Annotated in this window: 23 protein-coding genes and 1 tRNA gene; 6 read left to right on the forward strand and 18 right to left on the reverse strand. The window is 64.7% G+C overall.

Annotation, left to right across the window (positions count from 1 at the left end):
* Window positions 1-8: 8 nt before the first annotated feature.
* The 15 genes from AC5LXX_RS04265 to hemN all read right to left on the reverse strand — a co-directional run bounded on the left by AC5LXX_RS04265 (window position 9) and on the right by hemN (window position 13,879).
* Entirely contained in the window at window positions 9-689 is a 681-nt protein-coding gene (locus AC5LXX_RS04265) for an urease accessory protein UreF (protein WP_493410587.1), read from the reverse strand.
* On the reverse strand, window positions 676-1,281 hold the full coding sequence (ureE, locus tag AC5LXX_RS04270) for an urease accessory protein UreE (protein ID WP_493410588.1): 606 nt from the start codon (window positions 1,279-1,281) through the stop codon (window positions 676-678). Before ureE ends, AC5LXX_RS04265 begins: the two co-directional genes overlap by 14 nt.
* 18 nt (window positions 1,282-1,299) lie before the next feature.
* Window positions 1,300-3,006 carry an urease subunit alpha gene (gene ureC / locus AC5LXX_RS04275; RefSeq protein WP_124449113.1) on the reverse strand — a complete coding sequence of 569 codons (1,707 nt, stop codon included), beginning with the start codon at window positions 3,004-3,006 and terminating at the stop codon, window positions 1,300-1,302.
* Between the two features lie 31 nt (window positions 3,007-3,037).
* Window positions 3,038-3,343 (reverse strand): urease subunit beta, encoded by a 306-nt coding sequence (locus AC5LXX_RS04280; RefSeq protein WP_493410589.1) that lies wholly within the window; start codon window positions 3,341-3,343, stop codon window positions 3,038-3,040.
* 8 nt (window positions 3,344-3,351) lie between these two features.
* The gene (gene ureA, locus AC5LXX_RS04285; protein ID WP_006406310.1) at window positions 3,352-3,654 is read right to left on the reverse strand and encodes an urease subunit gamma; all 303 of its coding nucleotides are present in this window, start codon (window positions 3,652-3,654) and stop codon (window positions 3,352-3,354) included.
* 234 nt (window positions 3,655-3,888) lie between these two features.
* Window positions 3,889-4,764 carry an urease accessory protein UreD gene (locus AC5LXX_RS04290; protein WP_322082024.1) on the reverse strand — a complete coding sequence of 292 codons (876 nt, stop codon included), beginning with the start codon at window positions 4,762-4,764 and terminating at the stop codon, window positions 3,889-3,891.
* Between the two features lie 154 nt (window positions 4,765-4,918).
* Window positions 4,919-5,611 (reverse strand): urea ABC transporter ATP-binding subunit UrtE, encoded by a 693-nt coding sequence (gene urtE / locus AC5LXX_RS04295; RefSeq protein WP_493402499.1) that lies wholly within the window; start codon window positions 5,609-5,611, stop codon window positions 4,919-4,921.
* A 4-nt stretch (window positions 5,612-5,615) separates the two neighbouring features.
* Window positions 5,616-6,473 carry an urea ABC transporter ATP-binding protein UrtD gene (urtD, locus tag AC5LXX_RS04300; protein WP_493410590.1) on the reverse strand — a complete coding sequence of 286 codons (858 nt, stop codon included), beginning with the start codon at window positions 6,471-6,473 and terminating at the stop codon, window positions 5,616-5,618.
* Window positions 6,470-7,657: an urea ABC transporter permease subunit UrtC gene (gene urtC, locus AC5LXX_RS04305; protein ID WP_493410591.1), complete on the reverse strand. Its 1,188-nt coding sequence runs from the start codon at window positions 7,655-7,657 to the stop codon at window positions 6,470-6,472. Before urtC ends, urtD begins: the two co-directional genes overlap by 4 nt.
* A 1-nt stretch (window position 7,658) precedes the next feature.
* Entirely contained in the window at window positions 7,659-9,278 is a 1,620-nt protein-coding gene (gene urtB, locus AC5LXX_RS04310) for an urea ABC transporter permease subunit UrtB (protein ID WP_493410592.1), read from the reverse strand.
* Between the two features lie 111 nt (window positions 9,279-9,389).
* Complete coding sequence (gene urtA / locus AC5LXX_RS04315) at window positions 9,390-10,697, reverse strand: urea ABC transporter substrate-binding protein (RefSeq protein WP_493410593.1); 1,308 nt, start codon at window positions 10,695-10,697, stop codon at window positions 9,390-9,392.
* Window positions 10,698-11,061: 364 nt separating this feature from the next.
* A complete protein-coding gene (locus AC5LXX_RS04320) occupies window positions 11,062-11,385 on the reverse strand; it encodes a rhodanese-like domain-containing protein (RefSeq protein ID WP_176049381.1) in 324 nt (107 codons plus the stop codon).
* 14 nt (window positions 11,386-11,399) lie between these two features.
* Entirely contained in the window at window positions 11,400-12,053 is a 654-nt protein-coding gene (locus tag AC5LXX_RS04325) for a protein-L-isoaspartate O-methyltransferase family protein (protein ID WP_039367744.1), read from the reverse strand.
* 104 nt (window positions 12,054-12,157) lie between these two features.
* Entirely contained in the window at window positions 12,158-12,415 is a 258-nt protein-coding gene (locus AC5LXX_RS04330; RefSeq protein WP_006488573.1) for a hypothetical protein, read from the reverse strand.
* A gap of 72 nt (window positions 12,416-12,487) precedes the next feature.
* Window positions 12,488-13,879, reverse strand: a complete 1,392-nt coding sequence (hemN, locus tag AC5LXX_RS04335; protein ID WP_493410594.1) for an oxygen-independent coproporphyrinogen III oxidase — start codon at window positions 13,877-13,879, stop codon at window positions 12,488-12,490.
* Window positions 13,880-14,039: 160 nt separating this feature from the next.
* On the opposite strand from hemN, the gene AC5LXX_RS04340 reads away from it, so the two are divergent.
* From AC5LXX_RS04340 to AC5LXX_RS04350, 3 genes are all read left to right on the forward strand, one after another.
* A complete protein-coding gene (locus AC5LXX_RS04340) occupies window positions 14,040-14,369 on the forward strand; it encodes a YkgJ family cysteine cluster protein (RefSeq protein WP_493410595.1) in 330 nt (109 codons plus the stop codon).
* Window positions 14,366-14,947, forward strand: a complete 582-nt coding sequence (locus tag AC5LXX_RS04345; RefSeq protein WP_493410596.1) for a DUF1439 domain-containing protein — start codon at window positions 14,366-14,368, stop codon at window positions 14,945-14,947. The genes AC5LXX_RS04340 and AC5LXX_RS04345 overlap by 4 nt, the downstream gene beginning before the upstream one ends.
* A gap of 79 nt (window positions 14,948-15,026) precedes the next feature.
* Window positions 15,027-15,857 (forward strand): undecaprenyl-diphosphate phosphatase, encoded by an 831-nt coding sequence (locus tag AC5LXX_RS04350; RefSeq protein ID WP_493410597.1) that lies wholly within the window; start codon window positions 15,027-15,029, stop codon window positions 15,855-15,857.
* Window positions 15,858-15,951: 94 nt separating this feature from the next.
* Here AC5LXX_RS04350 and trmB read toward each other — a convergent pair whose 3' ends face one another.
* Complete coding sequence (gene trmB / locus AC5LXX_RS04355) at window positions 15,952-16,719, reverse strand: tRNA (guanosine(46)-N7)-methyltransferase TrmB (protein WP_493410598.1); 768 nt, start codon at window positions 16,717-16,719, stop codon at window positions 15,952-15,954.
* 129 nt (window positions 16,720-16,848) lie between these two features.
* Window positions 16,849-16,923, reverse strand: a tRNA-Gly gene (locus AC5LXX_RS04360).
* On the opposite strand from AC5LXX_RS04360, the gene AC5LXX_RS04365 reads away from it, so the two are divergent.
* The 3 genes from AC5LXX_RS04365 to AC5LXX_RS04375 all read left to right on the forward strand — a co-directional run bounded on the left by AC5LXX_RS04365 (window position 16,902) and on the right by AC5LXX_RS04375 (window position 19,668).
* Entirely contained in the window at window positions 16,902-17,111 is a 210-nt protein-coding gene (locus AC5LXX_RS04365; RefSeq protein ID WP_493410599.1) for a hypothetical protein, read from the forward strand. The genes AC5LXX_RS04360 and AC5LXX_RS04365 overlap by 22 nt on opposite strands.
* A 99-nt stretch (window positions 17,112-17,210) precedes the next feature.
* Complete coding sequence (locus AC5LXX_RS04370) at window positions 17,211-19,268, forward strand: ATP-binding protein (protein WP_493410600.1); 2,058 nt, start codon at window positions 17,211-17,213, stop codon at window positions 19,266-19,268.
* Window positions 19,269-19,437: 169 nt separating this feature from the next.
* Window positions 19,438-19,668: a hypothetical protein gene (locus AC5LXX_RS04375; protein WP_493410601.1), complete on the forward strand. Its 231-nt coding sequence runs from the start codon at window positions 19,438-19,440 to the stop codon at window positions 19,666-19,668.
* Window positions 19,669-19,672: 4 nt separating this feature from the next.
* On the opposite strand, the gene AC5LXX_RS04380 is transcribed toward AC5LXX_RS04375, so the two are convergent.
* Entirely contained in the window at window positions 19,673-20,188 is a 516-nt protein-coding gene (locus AC5LXX_RS04380) for an HNH endonuclease (protein WP_493410602.1), read from the reverse strand.
* Window positions 20,189-20,324 lie beyond the last annotated feature (136 nt).

Consider the following 20,324-nt stretch of genomic DNA (forward strand, 5'->3'; position numbering starts at 1 on the left):
GATGAGGTTCAGGAGCGGAACAGCCGCGAGTACTGGGTTTCGTGCCGCGCGGACAGGATGCCGAGCTGCGGCGCGAACGTGTTGATGGCGTCGGGCGGCGTCGCGAGCGCACGGCGCACGGCCGCGTCGATCGCGCCGCGCAGCGCGACGATGATGCGTTGCCCGGCGAGCTGGCCGAGCGGCACGGCCTTCAGCGCGGCGGACGTCTGGTTCTCGACCCAGCCGAATGCGTACGCGGCGAGCGTCGCGTCGGCGCCGGCGTCGTGCATCGCGGCCGCGTAGGCGAACGCGGTCGGCAGCGCGACCGGCGAGATCGACGCGAGCGTCGCGCGGCGCGCGGCATCGCCCCATTCGAGCGACGCGCACAGTTGCGCGAGCGACCAGCCCATCTGCTCGGTTTCGCGGCGCAGTTCCGCCGATTCGCGGCTCGCGACGAACCACGCGTTTTCGGCGGCAAGCGCGTGCGGGTCGTGCGCGTGCCAGCGTGCGAGCTGGTGCGCGAGGAACGGCAGCTCGCCGTGCGCGAGCACGTTGGTCAGGCCGCTGGCGATCCAGTCGCGCGCGGAATCGGCGTCGTGGATGAGGTTCGCGTCGAGCGCGGCTTCAAGTCCCTGCGAATAGCTGTACGCGCCGATCGGCAGCGCCGGAGACGCGAGGTGCAGCAGCGCGACGAGTTCAGTGGTGGTCATGGCCGTGGCCGTGCGAGCATCCGGGACCATGCTGATGATCGTGATCGTGATCGTGCGAATGCGAATGCGAATGGCCGTGGTGTTCGCCGAACACTTGTTGCGCGAGTGCGTAGTCTTCGGCGAACGTCGCGTCGTGCCCGTGCTTGTGGCCGCCGCCGTACGCGCCGGCCTCCGGTTGGAACGGTGCCTGCGCTTCCTCGACCTGCGTGCCGAGCCGGCGCAGCATGTCGGCGAGCACCGGATCGGCTTCGAGTTTCAGGTAACCGTCGCCGATCTCGACCGGCGTGTGGCGGTTGCCCAGGTGATACGCGGCGCGCATCAGCGTGAGCGGATCGGCCGCGCGCACGAGCAGAACGGTCTCCGGCGCCGCGGCGACGCGCACGAGCGCGCCGTCGTCGGCGACGAGCACGTCGCCGTCGCGCAGCACCGTGCCGCGCGGCAGCAGGACGGCGACGTCCTCGCCGGTGTCGAGCGTCGCCGCGAGGCGGCTCTTGCAGCGGGCGTCATAGGCGAGCGTGAGCGTCGGCGCGCGTGCGACGAGCGACGCGGCGAGTTTCACGTTCGGGGCAATGCGTTTGTCGAGGGTGCGCATGAAACGGGGAACCGGAAATCAGAACAGGAAATAGCGCTGCGCCATCGGCAGCACCGTCGCCGGTTCGCAGGTGAGCAACTGGCCGTCGGCGATCACGTCGTAGGTTTCGGGATCGACGCTGATCGACGGGCGCCACGCGTTGTGGATCATGTCTGCCTTCGTCACGTTGCGGCAGTTACGTACGGGCACGATCCGCTTCGCGAGGCCGTAGCGTTCCGCGATGCCGGCATCGGCCGCCATCTGCGACACGAAGGTCAGCGACGTGCGGGCGAGTGCCCCGCCGCGTGTCGCGAACATCTCGCGATAGTGGACCGGCTGCGGCGTCGGGATCGACGCATTCGGGTCGCCCATCTGCGCCATCGCGATCATCCCGCCCTTCAGGATCATCGACGGCTTGATCCCGAAGAACGCCGGTTCCCACAGCACGAGGTCGGCCCACTTGCCGGGTTCGATCGAGCCGACTTCATGCGCGATGCCGTGCGTGATCGCCGGGTTGATGGTGTACTTCGCGACGTAGCGCTTCGCGCGGAAGTTGTCGTTGCGCGTGCCGTCTTCCGGCAGCGCGCCGCGCTGCACCTTCATCTTGTGCGCGGTCTGCCAGGTGCGGATGATCACTTCGCCGACGCGGCCCATCGCCTGCGAATCGGACGACAGCATCGACAGCGCGCCGAGATCGTGCAGGATGTCCTCGGCCGCGATCGTCTCGCGGCGAATGCGCGATTCGGCGAACGCGAGATCCTCGGCGATCGACGGATCGAGGTGATGGCACACCATCAGCATGTCGAGATGCTCGTCGAGCGTGTTGATCGTGTACGGGCGCGTCGGATTGGTCGACGACGGCAGCACGTTCGACTCGCCGCATACCTTCAGGATGTCGGGCGCATGGCCGCCGCCCGCGCCTTCGGTGTGGTACGTGTGGATCGTGCGGCCCTTGAACGCGGCGACCGTCGATTCGACGAAGCCGCCTTCGTTCAGCGTATCGGTGTGGATTGCGACCTGCGTGTCGGTGTCGTCGGCGACCGACAGGCAGTTGTCGATCGCGGCGGGCGTCGTGCCCCAGTCCTCGTGCAGCTTCAGCCCGATCGCGCCGGCCGCGATCTGCTCGACGAGCGGTTCCGGCAGGCTGGCGTTGCCCTTGCCGAGGAAGCCGAGGTTGATCGGCCAGCCGTCGGCCGCCTGCAGCATCCGCTCCATGTGCCACGGGCCCGGCGTGCAGGTCGTCGCGTTGGTGCCGGTGGCCGGCCCCGTGCCGCCGCCGAGCATCGTCGTGACGCCCGACGCGAGCGCCTCGTCGATCTGCTGCGGGCTGATGAAGTGGATGTGCGTGTCGATGCCGCCGGCCGTCACGATCAATCCTTCGCCGGCGATCACTTCGGTCGCCGCGCCGATCGCGATCGTCACGCCCGGTTGAATGTCGGGGTTGCCGGCCTTGCCGATCGCGGCGATGCGGCCGTGCTTGAGTGCGATGTCGGCCTTCACGATGCCCCAGTGATCGAGGATCACCGCGTTCGTGATGACCGTGTCGGGCACGTCGGCGGCCACGCGCTGCGACTGGCCCATCCCGTCGCGGATCACTTTCCCGCCGCCGAATTTCACTTCCTCGCCGTAGGTCGTGAAGTCGCGTTCGATCTCGATCAGCAGTTCGGTATCGGCGAGCCGGACGCGGTCGCCCGTCGTCGGCCCGAACATTTCCGCGTACGCGCGGCGGCTCAAGCGTAGTGTCATGTCGTGCTGTTCCTGAAGAGCGGGGCGCGGCTTACAGCGGCCCCATCACCTTGCCCTGAAAACCGTAGACGGCGCGCTCGCCCGCGAGCGCGACGAGCTCGATGGTGCGCGTCTGGCCCGGCTCGAAGCGCACGGCCGTGCCGGCCGCGATGTTGAGCCGGAAGCCGCGCGCGGCCGCGCGGTCGAACGACAGTGCATCGTTGACTTCGAAGAAGTGGTAGTGCGAGCCGACCTGCACCGGGCGGTCGCCGGTGTTCGCGACGACGAGCGTCAGCGTTTCGCGGCCCGCGTTCAGTTCGTGTTCGCCGTCGTCGGTGAGGATTTCGCCGGGGATCATGCGTGGCCTCACGGAATCGGGTGGTGGACGGTCACGAGCTTCGTGCCGTCGGGGAAGGTCGCTTCGACCTGGATGTCGGGAATCATCTCCGGCACGCCGTCCATCACGTCGTCGCGCGTGAGCAGCGTCGTGCCGTAGTGCATCACTTCGGCGACCGTCTTGCCGTCGCGCGCGGCTTCCATCAGCGCGGCGGTGATGAAGGCGACCGCCTCCGGATAGTTGAGCTTCAGGCCGCGCGCGCGACGGCGCTCGGCCAGCAGCGCTGCCGTGAAGATCAGCAGCTTGTCCTTCTCTCGGGGAGTCAGTTTCATGAAGGGAGACGTTCAGGAAAACGTAATTTTTATCGGTGCGCATGCAATGCGGCGGGCGCGCGAGTCATCGTAGCACCGCGCTGTTTTGCGTGCGTCGTGTATCGCTTATGAAAGGAGCAAGGCGCGTGCCATGTGCATGGAACACGGGGCGATGCGCGTTCGTGGTGCGTCGTGCATGGACGGTGTGCAGCGTTCGATGCAGCCGTGCGCCGAAACGGTGCGCGGCGCGAACGCTCAGGTTTGCCAGAGGCGCAGCGGCCGTGCGTCGACGCCGTGCACGATCGGCCGCAACTGCAGCCAGCAGTCGGTGAAGTGGCGTTGCAGCGCTTCCATCGAGGTCGACAATGCGCGCACGAGCACGACGCCTGGCGTCACGCAGGTCGCGCCCGCGCGCAGCGTGCCGTCGAACGGCATCCGGGCGGCGAGCGATTCGGCCAGCGCGGCGTCGCACGCGGCGCCGACGGCCCACAGCGTGCCGTACGCGGGAAAGCCGGCGAGGCCTTGCAGCGCGCCGCGCAGCGGATCGTGTGCGTCGAGCAGCGCGCGTTCGGTCCAAAGCGGCCGGCCGTCGGCATCGACGAGCGCCGAGGTCGACGCGATGCGTCCTGCCGACCAGGTTTCGCCGGCGGCCTGCCGGCCGAGCTGCGTCGCGTCCCAGCCGATCGCGCTCGCGCCCGTGCCGATCGTCACCGTGAAATCGAGCGATGCGTGCGATGCGTCGAAGAACAGGTTGTTCTGCGGCAGCCAGTCGAGCTTCGCGCCACGGCCGACGGTGATGCCGATGCGCTGCGTCGCATCGAGGCCGTTCGACTTGTACCACTTGGTCGCGCCGGGTGTCGTCAGCACCGCGTGCGTGCCGTCGCCGAGCGCGATGTCGATGTCGAGCCGGTCGCCGCCCGCGACGCCGCCCGGCGGATGGACGATCACCGCGTGGCAGATCGCGTCGCCTTCCGGATACAGCGGCCGCTGCACGCGCAGCGGGCCGTCGTGCAGCCGGTGCGCGAGCGTCGTGCGCGCGCCGTGCCGCTCGAAGCCGAGTTCGAGGCGGCCGCGCCACGACTTGGCGACGGCGGGGCGGGACAGCGGAGCGTGCGAATCGGGGGCGGACATCGGCGGTGAGCGGGAAACGAGGGATGCGGGTGCGAAGAACGTGGATGCTACCGGAACAATAATGCAGATGCCGCGTTCGTTGAAAGCGCCGCGTGCGGCAGCCTCGCGGGCCGGCCGCCCGTGTCCGTCGCCGTGCCTGCCGCCCTGCCACGCATCACACCGCGATCAGTTCGCGTACGCCGTTCGTCTCCATGTCGCGCGCGTCGCCGCCCGCGACGATCTCGCCGCGGCTCATCACCCAGTAGCGGTCCGCGATCGATTGCGCGAAGTCGTAATACTGTTCGACGAGCAGCACGGTCATCTTCGATTCGTCGACGAGCTGGCGCAGCGTGCGGCCGATGTCCTGGATGATCGACGGCTGGATGCCTTCGGTCGGCTCGTCGAGGATCAGCAACTGCGGCTCGCTCATCAGCGCGCGGCCGATCGCGAGCTGCTGCTGCTGGCCGCCCGACAGGTCGCCGCCGCGCCGCGCGCGCATGTCCTTCAGCACGGGAAACAGGTCGTAGATGCGGTCCGGCACTTTCGACGGCGCCTTGCGGCTCGCCGCGCCGACGAGCAGGTTTTCCTCGACGGTCAGCCGCGGGAAGATGTCGCGGCCCTGCGGTACGTATGCGAGCCCGGCCGCGACGCGCGCATACGGCGGCAGTGCGCCGAGCGCCGTGCCGCGCCACGACACGCTGCCGCTCTTTGCGGCGACGACGCCCATCAGGCAGCGCAGCAACGTGCTCTTGCCGACGCCGTTGCGGCCGAGCAGCACGGTGAGCTTGCCGTCGTCGGCGGCGAGGTTCACGTTGCGCAGGATATGGCTGCCGCCGTAGTACTGGTTCAGTGCTTCGATCTTCAGCATCGCATCATCGTCCGAGATAAGACTCGATCACCGCGTCGTCGCGCTTGACCTGGTCGAGCGTGCCCTGCGCGAGCACCGCGCCTTCGGCCATCACCGTCACGCGGCCCGTGTCGCCCGCGAGCGCCGCGACGAATTCCATGTCGTGCTCGACGACCATCATCGAGCAGGTGCCGCGCAGCGTGTTCAGCAGCTCGGCGAGCTCCATCGTCTCGTGGTCGGTCATCCCGGCCGCCGGCTCGTCGAGCAGTAGCAGAGCCGGGCGCTGCATCAGCAGCATGCCGATCTCGAGCCGCTGCTTCTGCCCGTGCGACAGCTCGCCGGCCGCGCGATACGCTTGGCTTTCGAGGCCGATCAGCGCGAGCGTCTCCTCGATCTTTCCCTGCGCGGTGCGGTCGAGCCGCGCGCGCAGCGACGCGAGCCAGCCCTTGTCGGTCTGCATCGCGAGTTCGAGGTTTTCCCACACCGGATGCTGTTCGAACACGGTCGGCTTCTGGAACTTGCGGCCGATGCCTGCACGCGCGATTTCGGGTTCGTTCATCCGCGCGAGGTCGATGGTCTGGCCGAGAAACACCTTGCCCGCATCGGGCCGCGTCTTGCCGGTGATGACATCCATCATCGTCGTCTTGCCCGCGCCGTTCGGGCCGATCACGCAGCGCAGCTCACCCGCGTCGATCGCGAGCGACAGCTTCTTCAGCGCGCGAAAGCCGTCGAAGCTCACCTCGATATCCTCGAGATAGAGGATCGTGCCGTGCGACGTGTCGATGCCTTGCGGCACCACGCGGCCCATCGATGCGGTGCCGCTGACGGCGAGCAGTTCGTCCTCGGGCGGTGGCGTGAACTGGTACAGGGCCGTTCCGTTCATGCGCGTTTCCCCTTCGCGATCAGGGTTTCGACGAGGCCCATGATCCCGCGCGGCAGCAAGAGCGGCACGAGCACGAAGATCAGGCCGAGGAAGAACAGCCAGTATTCGGCGAAGTACGCGGTGAAGAAACTCTTCGCGCCGTTCACCGCGAATGCGCCGACGATCGGCCCGATCAGCGTGCCGCGTCCGCCCACCGCGACCCAGATCGCCATTTCGATCGAGTTGCCGGGCGACATCTCGCCGGGATTGATGATGCCGACCTGCGGCACGTACAGCGCGCCGGCGATGCCGCACAGTACGGCCGACACGGTCCACACGAACAGCTTGTACGCGAGCGGACTGTAGCCGAGGAACATCAGCCGCGTCTCGCCGTCGCGCACCGCGGTGACGACGCGCCCGAGTTTGCTCGTGACGATCGCGCGCGCGGCGATGAACGACAGCACGAGCGTCGCGAACGTCAGCAGCAACAGCACCGTGCGCGTACCGGGCGACGTGATCGCGAAACCCGCGATGCGCTTGAAATCGGTGAAGCCGTTGTTGCCGCCGAAGCCCGTCTCGTTGCGATAGAACAGCAGCATCGCGGCGAACGTCATGGCCTGCGTGATGATCGACAGGTACACGCCCTTCACGCGCGAGCGGAACGTGAAGAAACCGAACACCCACGCGAGCACGGCCGGCACGAGCACGACGAGCGCGAGCGCCCACGCGAGATGCTGCGTGCCGCTCCAGTACCACGGCAACTGGTGCCAGTCGAGAAACACCATGAAGTCGGGCAGGTCGCTGCCGTACTTGCCGTCGCGGCCGATCTCGCGCATCAGGTACATGCCGATCGCATAGCCGCCGAGCGCGAAGAACAGCCCGTGGCCGAGGCTCAGGATCCCGCAGTAGCCCCACACGAGATCGAGTGCGAGCGCGGCGATCGCGTAGCACATCAGCTTGCCGGCGAGCGTCATCGCGTACGCGGACAGATGGAACGCGCTCGCTTCGGGCGCGACGAGCGCGGCGAGCGGCACGCCGATGCCGATCGCGATGCACAACGCGACGAGCGCGAGCCATGCGCGGCGCGACAGCAGCGCGGGGCGCGGCGGCAGGCCGAGCGCGAAGCCGTCGGCTGCACGTGCGGCGGCGGCGGGCTTCGGTGCATCGGCGACCGGGTTCGACACCGAATCGGTGAATGAAGTCACGTCAAGCCTCCGCGCTGCGGCCCTTCGGGGCGAACATGCCCTGCGGGCGTTTCTGGATGAACAGCACGATCATCACGAGCACCGCGATCTTCGCGAGCACCGCGCCCCAGAACGGTTCGATCGCCTTGCTCGCGAGGCCGAGCCCGAAGCCGCCGAGCACGGTGCCGGCGATCTGCCCGACGCCGCCGAGCACGACTGCCATGAACGAATCGATGATGTAGTTCTGGCCGAGGTCGGGGCCCACGTTGCCGATCTGCGACAGCGCGCAGCCGCCGAGGCCCGCGATGCCCGCGCCGAACGCGAACGCATACGCGTCGACGCGGGCGGTCTTCACGCCAACGCACGCGGCCATCCGGCGGTTCTGCGTGACGGCACGCACGAACAGGCCGAGCCGCGTCTTCGTCAGCACGGCCCACGCGACGAACACCACCGCGAGCGCGAACGCGAGGATCGCGAGCCGGTTGTACGGCAGGATCAGGTTCTGCATCACCGTCACACCGCCGCTCATCCATGACGGGTTCACCACCTGCACGTTCTGCGCACCGAACAGCATGCGCGTCGCCTGGATCAGGATCAGGCTCACGCCGAACGTCGCGAGCAGCGTTTCGAGCGGGCGGCCGTACAGGTGCCGCAGCACGAGCCGTTCGAGCACGATGCCGACGAGCGCGGCCGCCGCGAACGACACGGGCACGGCGACGAGCGGATACCAGTCGAATGCGCCGGGCGCGTAGCGCTGGATCAGCGTCTGCACCACATAGGTTGCGTACGCACCGATCATCAGGAATTCACCGTGTGCCATGTTGATCACGCCGATCAGCCCGTACGTGATCGCCAGGCCGAGCGCGGCGAGCAGCAGCACGCTGCCGAGCGACAGGCCCGCGAACAAGGTGCCGACGATTTCGCCGCGGCGCTGCAGCGTATGCAGCGCGTCGAGTCCTTGCTGCGCGGCGTCGCGCACGCGCGCGTCGGGTTCCGCGTAGCTGCCGTCGGCATTCTTCGCGACGAGCGGGCGTAACTGCTCGATCATGTCGAGATCGCGGCGCGCGGCCACCACCTGCACGGCTTCGAGGCGCTTCGCCGGATCGGCGTCGTGCAGCGCGGCGATCGCCCACAGGGCGTCGAGGCGGCGCTTCAGCGCGGGATCGGTTTCCTTCGCGCGCGCACGGTCGATCATCGGCTTGAGCGCCGGATCGGGCGCTTTCAGCAGCGCATCGATCGCGTCGCGTCGCGCGGCGACGTCGGGCGATGCCAGCGCGAGACCCGACAGCGCGCCCGCGATCTTCGTGCGCAGCAGGTTGTTCAGCATCACGGGCTGCGCATCGCCGGCCGGCGTCGCGGCCTGCGTGAGCGCGTCGTGCGCGGTGTCGCCGGCCTGGAGCAGCAGGCGGCCGTCGCCGGTTGCGAGCGCGTCGCCGCTCGACAGCGCGTTGAGCACCGCGACGGCGCGCGGATCGGCATCGGCGGCGAGGCGCTCGATCGCGGCGGTCTTCGCGTCGAAGTCGTCGCCGGCGAGCGCGGCGGTATCGGCCGCCGTCAGCGCGAATGCGGCGTGCGGCAGCAGGCCCGCGAGGGCGGCGCACGCGACGATCGCGCGGACGGCTCGGCGAAAGCATGTAGGCATCGGGAAATCCTGTCGGCGTGAGGAGACGGATTCATGCACCGATGGGCGGGCCCGCGCATCGGTGCAGGCGAGCGAGGGGCATCGCGCCGGTGCGCGCGCCCCTGCATCGCGTCAGGCCAGCGCCGTGCGCTGCCGGCGCAGGAAGGCCGGGATCGACGTGACGATGTCCGGCTTGCCCTGGTTGCCGGCAATGAACGGGCTCCACGGCTGCGCCCGCACGGCGGTCTTCGTCTTCCACACGACGTTGAACTGCCCGTCGCCGCGGATCTCGCCGATCATCACCGGCTTGTGCAGGTGATGGTTGCCGTCCATCGTGAGCGTGAAGCCCGACGGCCCGGCAACCGTCTGGCCGATCATCGCCACGCGCACCTTGTCGACATCGGTGCTCTTCGCCTTCTCGACGGCCTGCTTCCACATGTGGATGCCGACGTAGGTCGCTTCCATCGGGTCGTTGGTCACGCGCTTCGTGCCGCCCGGCAGGTTGTTCGCCTTCACCCACGAAGCGAACTGGTCCTTGAACTTCGTGTTGGTCGGGTTCTTCACCGACATGAAGTAGTTCCACGCAGCCAGGTGGCCGACGAGCGGCTTCGTGTCGATCCCGCGCAGCTCTTCCTCGCCGACCGAGAACGCGACGACCGGCACGTCGGTCGCCTTGATCCCCTGGTTGCCGAGTTCCTTGTAGAACGGCACGTTCGAATCGCCGTTGATCGTCGAGATCACGGTCGTCTTGCCGCCCTGCGAGAACGTCTTGATGTTCGCGACGATGGTCTGGTAATCGCTGTGGCCGAACGGCGTGTAGACCTCCTGAATATCGGCGTCCTTCACGCCCTTCGATTTCAGGAAGGCGCGCAGGATCTTGTTGGTCGTGCGCGGGTACACGTAGTCGGTGCCGAGCAGGAAGAAGCGCTTCGCGCCGCCGCCTTCCGCGCTCATCAGGTACTCGACGGCCGGGATCGCCTGCTGGTTCGGCGCGGCGCCCGTGTAGAACACGTTGCGCGACATTTCCTCGCCTTCATACTGCACCGGGTAGTAGAGCAGCCCGTTGAGTTCCTCGAACACCGGCAGCACGGACTTGCGCGATACCGACGTCCAGCAGCCGAACACGCAGGCAACCTTGTCCTGCGTGAGCAGCTGGCGCGCCTTTTCGGCGAACAGCGGCCAGTTCGACGCGGGATCCACCACCACGGGCTCGAGCTTGCGGCCCATCACGCCGCCGCTCTTGTTGATGTCGGCGATCGTCATCAGCGCGGTGTCCTTCAGCGACGTCTCCGAGATCGCCATCGTGCCCGACAGCGAGTGCAGGATGCCGACCTTGATCGGGCCGGTGCCCGCATCGGCCGCGTGCGCGAACGGGCTCTTGCCCGCCAGTGCGAGCGCGCCGGCCATCGAACCGAACTTCAACAGACTGCGACGTTTCATCGGTATCCCCTTGTCGTGTTGGATGTGCGTGCGCCGTGGCGGCGCCTGCCATCGTGTAACGCAAGGCATGTGCCAGTCGCGCGAATGCACGCCGGTCGTGCCGGTGCGGGGCGTTCCCGGGCGTCGGGGTGGTGCGGATGATGCGTCGTGCAGCACGCGCGGTCCGTTGCGGTGCAGGCGTGCGGGCGTAAATGGTGCACGGTCGGGGCGCGGCGCCGTTGCGCGTCACCGGCGGCGTGCGGAAGGAACCGAAGCGGGGCGGAAATGAGAAACGGGCACGCGATGCGTGCCCGTTCGGCGGGTCAGTGCGGCCGGCGGCAGTGTGCCGGTCGGCGCGGCGGCGCGCGATGCGCCGCCGGACGGGTCAGTAACGCGGCACGGACGGATCGACGTCGCGCGACCACGCGTCGATTCCGCCTTGCAGGTTGTACAGCTTCGTGAAGCCGCGCGATTCGAGGAACATCGCGACCTGCGCGCTGCGCATCCCGTGATGGCACACGCAGACGATTTCCGTTTCATCGTCGAGCTCTTCGCTGCGCGCGGGAATCTGCTGCATCGGAATCGATACGCTGCCGGCAATCTGCGCGGTTGCGATTTCCCACGGCTCGCGCACGTCGAGTACGACCGGCGCGGGGCGCGTTGCATCGCCGAGCCATTCCGCGAGCATCGCGGGCGTCAGGATCTGCATGGAGGCTCCGCCGCTCAGAACTTGAAGCGCGACGGTTCGATCGCGTTGACGAGGTGGTCGATGTACGTCTCGAACACGTCGGCGACGCGGTACTGCTTGTCGTCGATGCGCGTGATGATCTGCGCCTTCATCACCGGACGGCCGCCGACGAATGCCGCGAGGCGGCCGCCGACCTTCAGCTGTTCGAGCATTTCCTGCGGCACGACGGGCAGGCCGCCCGCGACGCAGATCACGTCATACGGCGCCTTGCCGGCCCAGCCGCGCGAACCATCGCCGAGCACGACTTCCGCGTTGGTCACGCCGTCGTTGCGCAGGTTGTCTTCCGCGAACTTGGCGTTGGTCGGATCGATCTCGACGGCCGTCACGTGCTGGGCGCGATGCGCGAACAGTGCGGCCAGGTAGCCCGAACCCGCGCCGATCACGAGCACGTTCTCGTGCTTCTTGACCGTCAGCTCCTGCAGCACGCGCGCTTCGACGCGCGGGAACAGCATCTTGCCGCCACCCGGCAGCGGCAGTTCGAGGTCGGCGAACGCGAGATCGCGGTATTCGGCCTGAACGTAGTTTTCACGCTTGACGATCGACAGTAGGCCCAGGACGTCCAGATCCAGCACGTCCCACGGACGGATCTGCTGTTCGATCATGTTGAAACGCGCGTTTTCGATATTCATGGTGTGGTCACGCAGCCTGGTCGGCCATCAGCGGGGATAGAGAAACTTCGTGATTGTACCAAACGGGGCGGCCGCGAAGCCTTCAGGCGGCCTGCAACAGACCTTTACCCCTTGCTCTTCTTGATCTGCGCCTCGAATGCGAGGTCGAGCTTGCTCGCCTTGCGCGGCTTTTTGGGGCCGAATTCGTCGACGAACTTGACGAATTCGTCGAGCGGCAGCGGCTCGCAGCGCTTTTCGGCGGTGCCGCCGGAACGGTCGACGAGATAGAACAGGCCGCCCGCCATCGCGACGGCCGCGAATTGCGGGTTGCCGGAGCGGGTCTTCAGGCGTTCGACCGCGTGGGTCGCTTTGGTGGTGCGCATCGTGCGGGTTCTGGCGGAGCGTAAGCCCCACACTGTATCAAACCGGCCGCCCGCTTGCGGCCGGCGCGGGCGTCAGACGGTGCGCGAGTAGCGTTGCTGCGGCGTTCGGCCCAGGTACGCGTCGAACGCCATCGCGACGTTGCGCACGATCATCCGGCCGGCCGGATGGATCGTCAGGCGGTCGCGCGCGATCGTCAGCAGCCCGTCGCGTTCGAGCGGGCGCAGCGCGTCGAGCTCGCGTGCGAAATGATCGGCGAAGCGGATGCCGTGCGCGGCCTCGACATGCGAGAACGGCAGGTCGAGATTGCACATCAGTTGCGTGATCACGTCGCGGCGCAGCCGGTCGTCGGGCGTGAGCCGCACGCCGCGCGCGATCGGCAGCCGGCCTGCGTCGAGCGCGGCGCCGTACGTGGGCAGGTCCTTCGCGTTCTGCGCATAGACGTCGCCGACCTTGCCGATCGACGACGCGCCGAAGCCGACGAGATCGGTATCCGCGCGCGTGCTGTAGCCCTGGAAATTGCGCTGCAGCGTGCCGTTGCGCTGCGCGCGCACGAGTTCGTCGGACGGCCGCGCGAAGTGGTCCATCCCGATGTATACGTAGCCGGCCGACGTCAGCATGTCGATCGCGAGGCCCAGCAGCGCAATGCGCGTTTCAGGCGGCGGCAGCGTCGCGTCGTCGATCTGCCGCTGCATCTTGAACAGGTGCGGCATGTGCGCGTAGCCGAACACCGACAGGCGATCGGGCGCGAGCTCGATGATCGTCTCGAGCGTGCGCGCGAACACGGCGACGGTCTGGTGCGGCAGCCCGTAGATCAGGTCGACGCTCACTGAATGAAAGCCTGTCGCGCGCGCGGCGCCGAGCAGGTCGGCCGTCATCGCGAGCGGCTGGATGCGATTGATCGCCTGCTGCACGACCGGATCGAAGTCCTGCACGCCGAGGCTCAGCCGGTTGAAGCCGATCGTGCGCAGGTGCACGAGCGTCTCGGGCGTGACCGTGCGCGGGTCGATCTCGATCGAGAACTCGGCGTCGGCGTCCGGTGCGAGCGCGAAGTGCTCGCGGGTGGCCGCCATCAGCTCGGCCGTCTCGTCGTCGGACAGGAAGGTCGGCGTGCCGCCGCCCCAGTGCAGCTGCGTGACGGGGCGCGACGGATCGAACAGCACCGCCTGCAGCGCCATCTCGCGCTTGAGCTGGTCGAGATAGGGACGGGCGCGGCGGCGGTTGTTGGTCGCGATCTTGTTGCAGCCGCAGTAGAAGCACGCGGTGTTGCAGAACGGGATGTGAAAGTACAGCGACAGCTCGCTCGACGACGCGCCGGGGTCGCTGGCCGCGCGCACGTAGTCGGCCGGGTCGAAATCGTCGCGAAACTGCAGCGCGGTGGGGTATGACGTATAGCGCGGCCCGTTCGCGCCGTATTTCGCGAGCAAATCGGGACGGAACATTATGTCGGCAGAACCAGAATGCATGACGGTCTCGCGCTTTTTAGATGCTTTCGAGTATATAAACGCGCGATTCGGCTGCATTGTGTAATAACGTCGCAGCCGCCGATGGCACAATGCAGGGTGGGGCTGCCGGACGCCGCGTCCGGTTGCCGCACCGTTTTTTGTTGTTTGCAGAGAGAGCCGAGTGTCCGTCGAATTGCCTGTCCGCCCGGCGCCCGCCGAGGTCTCGCCGCCGCATGCGTGCCGCGAGGGCTGCGGCGCGTGCTGCATCGCGCCGTCGATTTCCAGCCCGATTCCGGGCATGCCCGGCGGCAAGCCGGCCGGCGTGCGCTGCGTGCAGCTCGGCGACGACCTGCGCTGCATGATCTTCGGCCGGCCCGAGCGCCCCGCATGCTGTTCCGGGCTGCAGCCGTCCGCCGACATGTGCGGCGCGTCGCGCGACGACGCGCTCGCATGGCTCACGCGCCTCGAGGCCGCGACGCAGCCGTCGCCTACAGGAGAGAGTTCAGCATGACTGCATCCCGCGCGCCCGGCCGGCGCCGTTTCCTTGCCGCATCCATCGGCGCCGTCGGCGTGTGCGTCTCGCTCGCTGCCTGCGCGTCGACGTTCCCGTTCATCCCCGACCACTACACGTTCTCGCGCGGCGACGTGCAGAAGGCCGTCGGGCGCAAGTTCCCTTACCAGAAGACGGTCGCGCAGGTCGTGGACGTGTCGCTCGCGAATCCGGCCGTCAACCTGCTGCCCGACCAGAACCGCGTCGCCGTGCAGCTCGACGCGCAGTTCGCGAGCCCGTTCCTGCGCGCGCCCGTCAGCGGCAAGTTCACCGTGTCGGGCCAGCTCGCGTACGACGCGCCGAGCCGCTCGGTCGTGCTGAGGGCGCCGGCCGTCGACAGCCTCGTGCTCGACGGCGACGCGCAGATGTATGCGCAGCAGGTCGGCGCGGCCGCCGGCCTGCTCGCGACGCAGTTGCTGACCAATTATCCGATCTACACGTTCAAGCCCGAACAGCTGCAATTTGCCGGGGTGAACTACGAACCCGGTACAATTACGATTCTTACAAACGGCATACGCGTGGCGATCGTCGAAAAGTGACGACGGACCGCGCGTGGCCGGGCGGGCCGCGCGTGGAAGAGTGGCCCTTTCTTTCGACCATTTCGGAGTTGGGCCACGGATGGACTGGATCCTGATCTGCAAGGCATTGATCCTCGGCGTCGTCGAGGGGCTGACGGAATTCCTGCCGGTGTCGAGCACCGGTCACCTGATCGTCGCGGGCAGCTTCCTGAATTTCAACGATTCGCACGCGAAGACCTTCGACGTCGTGATCCAGTTCGGCGCAATCCTCGCGGTCTGCTGGGAATACCGGCAACGGATCGCGTCCATCGTGTCGGGGCTGCCGAGCCGGCCCGACGCGCGGCGCTTCACGCTGAACGTCGTGATCGCGACGATTCCCGCGATCGCGCTCGGCCTCCTGTTCGAGAAGAAGATCAAGGCCGTGCTGTTCTCGCCGGTGCCCGTCGCGCTCGCACTCGTCGTGGGCGGTGCGATCATCCTGTGGGCCGAGGCGCGGCAGCGCGAACGCAGCGAGCCGCCGCGCGTGGTGTCGGTCGATGCGCTGACGCCGCTCGACGCGTTGAAGGTCGGCATCGCGCAGTGCTTCGCGCTGGTGCCGGGCATGTCGCGTTCGGGCTCGACGATCATCGGCGGGATGCTGTTCGGTCTCGACCGGCGCGTGGCCACCGAATTCTCGTTCTTTCTCGCGATTCCGATCATCTTCGGCGCGACGCTCTACGAAACCGTGAAGGACTGGCAGGCGTTCACCGTCGATTCGCTCGGCCTGTTCGCGCTCGGGCTCGTCGCGGCGTTCGTCAGCGCGTTCGTGTGCGTGCGTTGGCTGCTGCGCTACGTCGCGACGCACGATTTCACGGTGTTCGCGTGGTACCGGATCGCGTTCGGGCTGTTCGTGCTGCTGGTCGGTTACAGCGGCTGGCTGAACTGGGCTTGATGCCGACAACGGGCCGGTGCGCCGGCCCAATAAAAAAAGCCCGACCGGCGCGAGAGGCCGGTCGGGCTTTTTTATTCTGCGCGGGGTGGGGCGTTCAGCCTGCGCGCTTGCGGAACACCAGGTCCCACACGCCGTGGCCGAGCCGCAGCCCGCGCCGTTCGAACTTCGTCACCGGGCGGTAGTCGGGGCGCGGTGCGTAGTCGGCGGCCGTGTTCTCGAGCGTCGGCTCCGCGCCGAGCACTTCGAGCATCTGCTCCGCGTAGTTCTGCCAGTCGGTCGCGCAGTGCAGGTACGCGCCGGGCTTCAGGCGCGACGCGAGATGCGCGACGAGCGGCGGCTGGATCAGCCGGCGCTTGTGATGACGCGCCTTGTGCCATGGATCGGGGAAGAAGATGTGCACGCCGTCGAGGCTTTCCGGCGCGATCATGTGCTCGAGCACTTCGACCGCGTCGTGCTGGATGATGCGGATGTTCGGCAGATCCTGCTCGCCGATCAGCTTCAGCAGCGCGCCGACGCCCGGCTCGTGCACCTCGACGCCGAGGAAGTCGTCGCCCGGGCGGTGCGCGGCGATTTCCGCGGTCGACGCGCCCATCCCGAAACCGATCTCGAGAATGCGCGGCGCGCTACGGCCGAAGATCGCGTTCCAGTCGGGCAGCTGCGGCGCATACGAGACGACGAAGCGCGGGCCGAATTCGTCGAGCGCGCGGCGCTGGCCGGTCGACACGCGGCCGGCACGTGTCACGAAACTGCGGATGCGGCGGTGGTGCAGCGGGTTGACTGCGTCGGCGCCTTCGGCGGCTTCGTCGGGAATGGCGTCGTCGTGCGGCGGCAGGCCGGCTTCGTTCGGATCGTCGTGCATCATCGGTGACAGAGAAAGGCTCGGTTGCGGGCGAGGGCCCGTTGCGCAGCGGTATGTCGAGAACCGACACATGGTACAAAAAAGCCGCCTTCGGCGAGGCGGCTCATGCGCAGGCTGTCATGCAGCCGGAAGTGGAGCGGGCGATGGGAATCGAACCCACGTCATCAGCTTGGGAAGCTGAGGTAATGGCCATTATACGACGCCCGCAGAACTATCTATTCTACAAGGGTTTGGGTGACGATGGCAAGCGCGTGATTTCGGGCGGTGGCATCGAAACTGGCATGGCTTCTGAGGCGGCGGTGGCATCGCATCCAAATGACCAACTTGAAGGAGAGTTCGCCACCTTGCAGGGGATTGAACCGAATGACGCCACGGCAGGAATGGATTTCAGCTGATCTGATCCAATTTCTCTCCGCGTGGAAATATTGCCGCTAGAATAGAAGCGCGGGTAGTTTACGCAACGCTGAAGTTGATCATAGACATGTGGACATATAATGAGTATCAAGCCCGACGCGTACACTCGTTTTTTTTCGGCACATTCGGATCAAGCCAAATTGGCAGAGGCATTGGACGAGGCGTTCGATGTCACCTTTGGGAATCAATATGGCGGTCAATTTGTTTGGCTTTTGGAGCCTAAGAGGGCTGTGGCTGAGCGATTTGGATTGCAAAAAGAAATAGTTGTTCTATATTCTCCTCACCACAAAACCGATGCTCGAACTCTTACTAACTTAGAAAATATATCTGCGTCTCCGGATTTTAAGCATAGAATCGATAAAGTTATTGCGATAATAATCCATGAAGGGGATGGGGAAACTACGTCTGATTTGATTAAGGGGACTGCTGATTGGATTGTTATCCCGATACAGGGGAGTGAGCTTCGCGACAAACAGAGAGGCTCGTTTTTCTTGCGATCCCGTTTGGCGGAGCGTATCGGTGCGTTCGATCTATTTGGAATGTCGTCACCAATTAGGCATGACAAATATTTCTACGGTCGCGATCCTCTTGTTCAGGAGGTGGTGCAGAGGATTATTACGCGCGGTGAAAATTCTGGTATCTTTGGACTGAGAAAAACCGGAAAAACATCGGTGTTGTTTGCTTTGCAAAGACGCCTCCTCGATAAAGCGGTCTTGACTGAGTATATGGATTGTCAAGGGCCGGGTTTGTACGGATCGCGGTGGTGGCAGTTATTGCAGGAAATCGCGCGTCGGTTGGCCGATGCGACAGAACAACGGTTTTCGAAGAAGATCAAAGATCATGGTTTTTACGACAAAGAAAATGCCGCTAACAGTTTTAGTCGGCTTGTTAAAAATATCCTCGCTGTGAGTGGTGCGGAGCAGATCTGTCTTCTGTTCGATGAGATCGAGTTTATCACGCCGGGGATTAGTAATGCGCTTGGCGCACACTGGGACGAAGATTTTCTTCCATTTTGGCAGACCATTCGAGCAACTGCGCAGGAAACCTCAGGAAAGTTCTGCTTTGTTGCGGCGGGTGTAAATCCTTCAAGCGTGGAGCAATCGCATTTTTCTCAAATTCAAAATCCGATATTTCAGCTCGCCGTGCCGTATTATCTTGAGCCAATGGCGAAGGTCAGCGTTCGAGATATGGTTCGTGCGATCGGAAAATATTCTGGATTCGTATTTGATGAGGATTGTTACGATTTTCTTAAGGCAGTGTATGGTGGACATCCATATTTGACAAGGCTGGCGTGTAGCGAGGTGGCTCGGTCAAAGGGACAGGTTCCAGTTGACAAGCGAGTCCAAGTCGGTTGCAGCGACTTTGATAATGTGGCTCCTCAGATTCGAAATCGGTTGATGCAGCCGATCAAGGATATATTGTTGTCATTGGTTTGGTGGTATCCAGAAGAGTATGAGTTATTGCTAATCCTGGCAGAAGGGGATACGGAATTTGTTCTGTCATATATTCATGAAAATCCGGAGACTGTCGTTCAGTTCGTAAAATACGGACTTGTGCATGGTGATAGCGGCGCTTTTGCGATCAAAGATCTTCATGTGTTTTTGAATGAATATGGAGCTTCGTACAAAAAGGTGATATCGCCGTTTAAGCGTGGCGATCTGCCAATGGAGGTCCTTCCAGAAGAGCCGAATCTTGCCGACTTGTCGCTGTTGTTCGAAAGGCGAACTGAGGTTGAGGTCGCGTTAAGAAAATATTTAATAATGGTTCTGGGATTCAAATTCGGGTTCGATGATAAGTTAATTTCCGAGCGAATTGTGAAGGGGTTGAGGCAAAGGGGAGGGAGGCAAGACCAAGGGCAGCTATTTGTTGGACGCCGTCCGCAGGAGGCAATACATGAGCTTTTTCTTTCGGATCTTAAGCCATTATTCGCAAGCAATTGGGAGGATCTTGGCCCTATTTTTGATAAAAAACTTGATCGATTCGAAATGAATATGGACACAATAAATATTGCGCGGCGATATGAAGCGCATGCAAAACCTGTGTCGTCCATTGACAAGGATGAATTCATGAATAGCTACTCATGGTTTAAAACTAGACTAAATAAGGTGCCGCAACTATTCGATGGAGGTGCCAAGTAGTGCTGAAAAATACAGTGTGCACTCGTCGTCGATTAACGGATTGAGTTGCGAGGTGGCTTTAAACGAGCCGGTCACGTTCCGTAATCAAGCGGACCTAGATGTTGCGTCGCTATATGCCGGACAGATCGGCTCTGTTGCGCTCCCGGTGACATCACAGGATAGTCGTCGCATGGACGACATCCGACACCATAATGATTTCCCGCCTCTGACCATCGACCAGATTCGCGATCTGGCTGAGGCAGTTCGCGAAGTTTTCGGCGACGATCTCTCGCGAGTAGATTTCACCGAAAGTTTGCTGATCCTTCTCGAAGATGTCCCGGGGTTCGAGGCCGGCGAGGTGGATGCGGGGTTCATTGAATCGATGTGGGCGGCGTACGGCGGTCGCCGACCCAATTCCTGAGATTCTACTCGCGCACCAGCTCAGCGACCTTTTCATCGAGCGTTTCTCGGTATGCACGAGCATTTTCCGAGAAGTGGAGCCGTCGATGGCCGTTCGGGCAAACGGCGACCGCATTCGTTGGCGTATCCGATCCGTCGTCCGCAAGTCTGCGGAGATGATGGACCTCCAGAAATGGGAAGCCGTCTGCGCCGATAAACGGAGCCGGTTGGTCGCAAGCTTCGCATGTCCCATTTGCTCGCTCCAGCACCCATGCTTTGACCTGCGGATCCCGTACGACGCTGGTCGTGGTCGATGTGGTCCTTTTAGGCGTGTTGTTTTCTGCAGGGCGTTGCTTCAGCGTCTTGCGAAGCTTGGCGACCGTAGCTGCTTCGGTAGCCCTCGCCGATTCGCGGCGGCCTTCCAGTTCGCAGATGAGCGTTTCTATCTGCTCAGTGACCCTCACTCCAACGTTCTTTGCCGGTGGGAGGCCGGGTATCCAGTCCCGTCCCATGAGAACTAAGACATGGGAGATGTTCTGCATCCGGTACCCCTCCCGCTTGCGGCTTCGTTCATCCTTGCCCTTGCTTGTTGCGTGGACGCAACAAGCATTAAACAATTCAACGATTTCATTGTTTTTCAGAAAGTTCTCTCTGTCTCTCCTCTATATAAAACTTTCT

Source organism: Burkholderia torrens (genome assembly GCF_984668525.1).

Bases quoted from the DNA above. Each gene is read 5' to 3' on its own strand.
- AC5LXX_RS04265 (WP_493410587.1), bottom strand. From the start codon at position 689: ATGACCACCACTGAACTCGTCGCGCTGCTGCACCTCGCGTCTCCGGCG.
- ureE (WP_493410588.1), bottom strand. From the start codon at position 1,281: ATGCGCACCCTCGACAAACGCATTGCCCCGAACGTGAAACTCGCCGCG.
- ureC (WP_124449113.1), bottom strand. From the start codon at position 3,006: ATGACACTACGCTTGAGCCGCCGCGCGTACGCGGAAATGTTCGGGCCG.
- AC5LXX_RS04280 (WP_493410589.1), bottom strand. From the start codon at position 3,343: ATGATCCCCGGCGAAATCCTCACCGACGACGGCGAACACGAACTGAAC.
- ureA (WP_006406310.1), bottom strand. From the start codon at position 3,654: ATGAAACTGACTCCCCGAGAGAAGGACAAGCTGCTGATCTTCACGGCA.
- AC5LXX_RS04290 (WP_322082024.1), bottom strand. From the start codon at position 4,764: ATGTCCGCCCCCGATTCGCACGCTCCGCTGTCCCGCCCCGCCGTCGCC.
- urtE (WP_493402499.1), bottom strand. From the start codon at position 5,611: ATGCTGAAGATCGAAGCACTGAACCAGTACTACGGCGGCAGCCATATC.
- urtD (WP_493410590.1), bottom strand. From the start codon at position 6,473: ATGAACGGAACGGCCCTGTACCAGTTCACGCCACCGCCCGAGGACGAA.
- urtB (WP_493410592.1), bottom strand. From the start codon at position 9,278: ATGCCTACATGCTTTCGCCGAGCCGTCCGCGCGATCGTCGCGTGCGCC.
- urtA (WP_493410593.1), bottom strand. From the start codon at position 10,697: ATGAAACGTCGCAGTCTGTTGAAGTTCGGTTCGATGGCCGGCGCGCTC.
- AC5LXX_RS04320 (WP_176049381.1), bottom strand. From the start codon at position 11,385: ATGCAGATCCTGACGCCCGCGATGCTCGCGGAATGGCTCGGCGATGCA.
- AC5LXX_RS04325 (WP_039367744.1), bottom strand. From the start codon at position 12,053: ATGAATATCGAAAACGCGCGTTTCAACATGATCGAACAGCAGATCCGT.
- AC5LXX_RS04330 (WP_006488573.1), bottom strand. From the start codon at position 12,415: ATGCGCACCACCAAAGCGACCCACGCGGTCGAACGCCTGAAGACCCGC.
- hemN (WP_493410594.1), bottom strand. From the start codon at position 13,879: ATGCATTCTGGTTCTGCCGACATAATGTTCCGTCCCGATTTGCTCGCG.
- AC5LXX_RS04345 (WP_493410596.1), top strand. From the start codon at position 14,366: ATGACTGCATCCCGCGCGCCCGGCCGGCGCCGTTTCCTTGCCGCATCC.
- AC5LXX_RS04350 (WP_493410597.1), top strand. From the start codon at position 15,027: ATGGACTGGATCCTGATCTGCAAGGCATTGATCCTCGGCGTCGTCGAG.
- trmB (WP_493410598.1), bottom strand. From the start codon at position 16,719: ATGATGCACGACGATCCGAACGAAGCCGGCCTGCCGCCGCACGACGAC.
- AC5LXX_RS04365 (WP_493410599.1), top strand. From the start codon at position 16,902: ATGGCCATTATACGACGCCCGCAGAACTATCTATTCTACAAGGGTTTG.
- AC5LXX_RS04370 (WP_493410600.1), top strand. From the start codon at position 17,211: ATGAGTATCAAGCCCGACGCGTACACTCGTTTTTTTTCGGCACATTCG.
- AC5LXX_RS04375 (WP_493410601.1), top strand. From the start codon at position 19,438: ATGGACGACATCCGACACCATAATGATTTCCCGCCTCTGACCATCGAC.
- AC5LXX_RS04380 (WP_493410602.1), bottom strand. From the start codon at position 20,188: ATGCAGAACATCTCCCATGTCTTAGTTCTCATGGGACGGGACTGGATA.